Raw genomic sequence first — 4,709 nt, 5'->3', positions numbered from 1 at the left:
ACGTCGCTTTAGAACATTCAATGTCATCGATGACTTTAATCGTGAGGCGTTAGGTATTGATATTGCAGTAAGCTTACCAGCAGGAAGGATTACCCGTTACTTAGATAAACTGGCCGAATATCATGGATATCCATTAAAAATACGGGTCGATAATGGACCTGAATTTACAGGAAAAACCTTTACCAACTGGGCTAAATCACATGATATAACCATTGATTATATCCAGCCCGGTAGCCCTTATCAAAATGGCTATATTGAACGATTTAATCGTACCTATCGCACTGAAGTACTCGATTTATATCTTTTTAACAACTTAGCTCAAGCAAGAAGAATAACCGAAGAATGGCTAACCCTTTATAACACCGAAAGACCGTATGAGGCATTAAATAACATGACACCGATTGAGTATAAAACACTAAAACAAGCAGCATGATTTTCTACGTGGGTTGTGTGCTAAGTTTGGGGTATTTACAATTACTCCAAATGGCTATAAAAAAGGCGATGTAAACATACATGGTAACTTATCGCCTAATGCAAATAGAGCTTCAGGCCATAAAAACACTAGATCTGATGCATTCGTACAAAGCCATCATCCAATACAAGCTGCTTGGACTAAAAGAAATATAACTAGTTATCGAAGAAATGTTGCACCAGCGGCATTATTACAATCTTTTTCTGGTTTACTACATGCTAACATTAGTCGTGCACAAAGAACTAGAAACTCACTTAATGGAGAATGGAATACAACCTTAAAACAAGAATTCAATATAAGTTACAGAGAAATACTTCACGCCGGTGTACCTAAAGCACAAGCAAAAAAGCGTTAAATGATTCTTACAAATATTTCGATAGCATTAGAAATGCTAATATAAATAATCCTTTTTTTGACTTATAGAATATTAATTGAATGATAAATTTTTTATGGAAAAGAAATCAATTATAGAAATATTGTATACTCTTGAAAAAGAAATGAATATCAAATTTCCAAGTTTATATGTACGATTTTTGTCAGAAGAGGTTCAAGATAAAGAGCCGTATGAATTAATCACTGAAAAAGAAGAATATATATATAACATATATGACATTCAAGAAAGAAATGATGTATATAGTATACAAAACATTGCACCCAATTATTTTTTAATAGGTCAAGATGGTGATGTAGGCTATTTTATATACGTCAAGAAAAATAATGAGTCTGATAATATATATAGTTTAGATTTAGGTGCTTTAGGCTCTTTAGAAATGAATAACGAGGCAACTGATATTTATCATTTAGGGAAATATATCGAATGACATATTTTTCAACATAAATAATACTAACCATATAATTTTCTTATAGAATTAAGAATTACAACTAAAATATAATGTCTTGAAAATGATTATGGAGAAGTGTCTTAACCGATAGAAAAGACACTATCCTCAATTTTGTGTATTTGCCAGTTAGAGGTAACGGGTAATTTTGTCACCAAATTCTACAATAAACCGGCTCATTGCGCTTTTCCAGTTTTGGATCGGTATAGCTCATTTTTTGATGCTTGTCGGATAGCTAAATAAATCACATTTTTCACCGAATCATCCGTCGGGAAAACTTGCGTTTTTTGATAGCATGGCGAATGATGCTGTTCAGTGATTCTATGGCATTGATGGTGTAAATTGCCTTACAAATATTTTTCGAATAGGCTGTCAAATTATCCCAATGACATCGCCATAATTGACTTATGTAGCTATATTTTTCATCTCACACCGATTCAAGTGAGATAAAGCTTGTAAGGCTTACTCTTCGGTTCTAGCTTGATTAATTGCTTTAAAATCTTTAGTAATGCTTTATAGTATTTCCAACTAACAAGCTTTAAACTATTACCCACCCTATGCAAGGTACAGACACGGGATAAACGGTGTTAATTGCATCAGGAAAACTTTTTTAAACTATCAATACAAGTAATTAAAATATCTTCCACTCCTCGATTCTTCAGTCCAGTTAAAACCGATAACCAAAACTTATCCCTTTCATTTTCAGCTATCCAAGATCCTAATAGTTCTTTATTCCCCCTCAGAGTTGATGGCTAAAGCTAGAAAAATCAATTTATTGATAATACAGCCATCTTGTCTGACTTTGACCGCAATACAGCCTAAGTAAACAATGGGATAAAGCGTATCCAACGGTTTATTTTGCCACTCAATCACTTGCCTTTTAACCGCATCGCTCACCTTTGATATTAAGGCTAGTGATATATCAACGTCATACATATCTGTCTAAAGTTTTTTCAATTTCTCGTGTGGTCATGCCTTTGGCATACAGGAATAGAATTTGATGGTTGATTTTATCAATCCGAGTTTAATATTTTTTATTAACTGTGGTTCAAATGAGCTTTCTTTATTCCGTGAGATGGATAGTTCTAACTCACCATCATCACTAATGGCTGTTTTTTTACTATAGCCTTACGATAATTACTACCTAACTTTTTATGATGTTTATCATACTCTAAGTGTTGGATTATATCCGTATTTAACGCTGCCTCAATGATGAATTTATTTAAAAAGCAGGTTAATTTACCCAAATCGTCTTGAATTTTTATGTTTTTAGCTAACTCAGTCGCTAACTCTTTTAATTTTTTTATCCATTTTTATTTACAGGGTCTATTTTTTATCTTTTACTGATATGTATTTAGGTTTTTCTCTACTTAAATTATCTAGTAAACTTTTATTGTCATCTTTCCACCAATATTCTTTATATATAGCTGGTTGTTTAAACTCATAAATACTAACTAAACCTAGTAAACCTGACGGGGAATCCGCCATAAAATCCCAACCATTTCTTTCGGCACAGTACATTTTTAATCTTTCGTCATACCAGATTTGGTACCCTTTTTTATTCAATATATTGAATACAGTGTTTGATATATTTGAATATTCAGATAATGCCGGCATAAAATCAACCCCATCTAATAATTTCAATAGCTTCATTAGGAATTTTCCCTTTGAAGAGTCTTTCAATTGCTCTTGTAACTACTCCTCTAAAATAGTACAGTAAAAAAGTAGAAAATTCTCTATGATAAAAACAAAAGAGGGATTTAATTATAAAAAATGACTGAACATCAAACCGTAGCTTTTTAAAAGAAGCTGAGGCTGGTTGTTCCAGTTAGAGAACTGTGCGGTAAATAGGACATGGATAATTCGGTTTTTTATCAATGATTAATGAACTCATTTCATTCCAACATCAATTCAACATCAACTTATCATCTTCAATACGTTATTCTTCGGGCTATCCGCTCTAGATATTAACTATACAAATAAGCGCTCTATTATCAATAAAATACCAAACGTAAAAAAGCCCAGCATCACTGCTGGGCTTCACTAAATTTAAAAGTCTGGCGGCACCCTACTCTCACATGGGTAATACCCACACTACCATCGGCACTACGGCGTTTCACTTCTGAGTTCGGCATGGGGTCAGGTGGGACCACCGCGCTATTACCGCCAGACATATCCTGTCTTCTCTCAATTACTGTGTATTATCTCATATCCACAACAATCTCTCAATCCGGAACAAACTGCTCTCTCATTTATTAAACAATTTAAAGTCAATCTCTATACAATCATCAACTTCAATCATCCTATCGCGTAACTCCAAAACAACTCCGAGTTGTAAGGTTAAGACTCTCGGTTCATTAGTATCAGTTAGCTCAATGTATCACTACACTTACACACCTGACCTATCTACGTCTTAGTCTCAAACGGACCTTACTGAATCTCTTCAGGGAAAACTCATCTCAAGGCTAGTTTCGTACTTAGATGCTTTCAGCACTTATCTATTCCGCACGTAGCTACCGGGCAATGCAATTGGCATCACAACCCGAACACCAGCGGTGCGTTCACTTCGGTCCTCTCGTACTAGAAGCAAACCCTCTCAATTTTCCTACGCCCATGGCAGATAGGGACCGAACTGTCTCACGACGTTCTAAACCCAGCTCGCGTACCACTTTAAACGGCGAACAGCCGTACCCTTGGGACCTACTTCAGCCCCAGGATGTGATGAGCCGACATCGAGGTGCCAAACACCGCCGTCGATATGAACTCTTGGGCGGTATCAGCCTGTTATCCCCGGAGTACCTTTTATCCGTTGAGCGATGGCCCTTCCATTCAGAACCACCGGATCACTATGACCTACTTTCGTACCTGCTCGAGCCGTCACTCTCGCAGTCAAGCTAGCTTTTGCCATTGCACTAACCTCCTGATGTCCGACCAGGATTAGCTAACCTTCGTGCTCCTCCGTTACTCTTTGGGAGGAGACCGCCCCAGTCAAACTACCCACCAGACAGTGTCCCTTACCTCGATTCAGAAGTATAGGTTAGAACATCAAACATTAAAGGGTGGTATTTCAAGGGCGACTCCATGCATACTGGCGTACACACTTCTTTGTCTCCCACCTATCCTACACATTAAGGCTCAATGTTCACTGTCAAGCTATAGTAAAGGTTCACGGGGTCTTTCCGTCTTGCCACGGGTACACCGCATCTTCACGGCAATTTCAATTTCACTGAGTCTCGGGTGGAGACAGCCTGGCCATCATTACGCCATTCGTGCAGGTCGGAACTTACCCGACAAGGAATTTCGCTACCTTAGGACCGTTATAGTTACGGCCGCCGTTTACTGGGGCTTCGATCAAGAGCTTCTGCATAAGCATAACCCCATCAATTAACCTTCCAGCA

General features: G+C 37.1%; 4 protein-coding genes, 2 rRNA genes and 1 pseudogene. 3 read left to right on the top strand and 4 right to left on the bottom strand.

Annotation, left to right across the window (positions count from 1 at the left end; translation table 11 throughout):
- From A9G42_RS04545 to A9G42_RS04535, 3 genes are all read left to right on the top strand, one after another.
- Nucleotides 1-433, top strand: a 433-nt coding sequence (locus A9G42_RS04545) for an integrase core domain-containing protein (RefSeq protein ID WP_143426093.1), incomplete at its 5' end; no start/stop codon positions are given.
- A 13-nt stretch (nucleotides 434-446) separates the two neighbouring features.
- Nucleotides 447-827 (top strand): hypothetical protein, encoded by a 381-nt coding sequence (locus A9G42_RS04540; RefSeq protein WP_065652760.1) that lies wholly within the window; start codon nucleotides 447-449, stop codon nucleotides 825-827.
- Between the two features lie 94 nt (nucleotides 828-921).
- The gene (locus A9G42_RS04535; protein WP_065652759.1) at nucleotides 922-1,293 is read left to right on the top strand and encodes an SMI1/KNR4 family protein; all 372 of its coding nucleotides are present in this window, start codon (nucleotides 922-924) and stop codon (nucleotides 1,291-1,293) included.
- A 147-nt stretch (nucleotides 1,294-1,440) separates the two neighbouring features.
- On the opposite strand, the pseudogene A9G42_RS04530 reads toward A9G42_RS04535, so the two are convergent.
- The 4 genes and pseudogenes from A9G42_RS04530 to A9G42_RS04515 all read right to left on the bottom strand — a co-directional run.
- Nucleotides 1,441-2,618, bottom strand: a pseudogene (locus A9G42_RS04530) (IS256 family transposase).
- Between the two features lie 19 nt (nucleotides 2,619-2,637).
- A complete protein-coding gene (locus tag A9G42_RS04525; protein ID WP_218837762.1) occupies nucleotides 2,638-2,964 on the bottom strand; it encodes a hypothetical protein in 327 nt (108 codons plus the stop codon).
- 402 nt (nucleotides 2,965-3,366) lie between these two features.
- A 5S ribosomal RNA gene (gene rrf / locus A9G42_RS04520) occupies nucleotides 3,367-3,482 on the bottom strand.
- A 165-nt stretch (nucleotides 3,483-3,647) separates the two neighbouring features.
- A 23S ribosomal RNA gene (locus A9G42_RS04515) occupies nucleotides 3,648-4,709 on the bottom strand; the annotation flags it as partial.

The sequence above is a fragment of the Gilliamella sp. Nev6-6 genome (assembly GCF_001690605.1).
In the GTDB taxonomy this organism is placed as follows: domain Bacteria; phylum Pseudomonadota; class Gammaproteobacteria; order Enterobacterales; family Orbaceae; genus Gilliamella; species Gilliamella apicola_C.
The sequence above is the reverse complement of the archived record's forward strand: the minus strand, read 5'-3'. Positions and strand labels throughout refer to the sequence as shown.

Bases quoted from the DNA above. Each gene is read 5' to 3' on its own strand.
- A9G42_RS04535 (WP_065652759.1), top strand. From the start codon at position 922: ATGGAAAAGAAATCAATTATAGAAATATTGTATACTCTTGAAAAAGAA.
- A9G42_RS04525 (WP_218837762.1), bottom strand. From the start codon at position 2,964: ATGAAGCTATTGAAATTATTAGATGGGGTTGATTTTATGCCGGCATTA.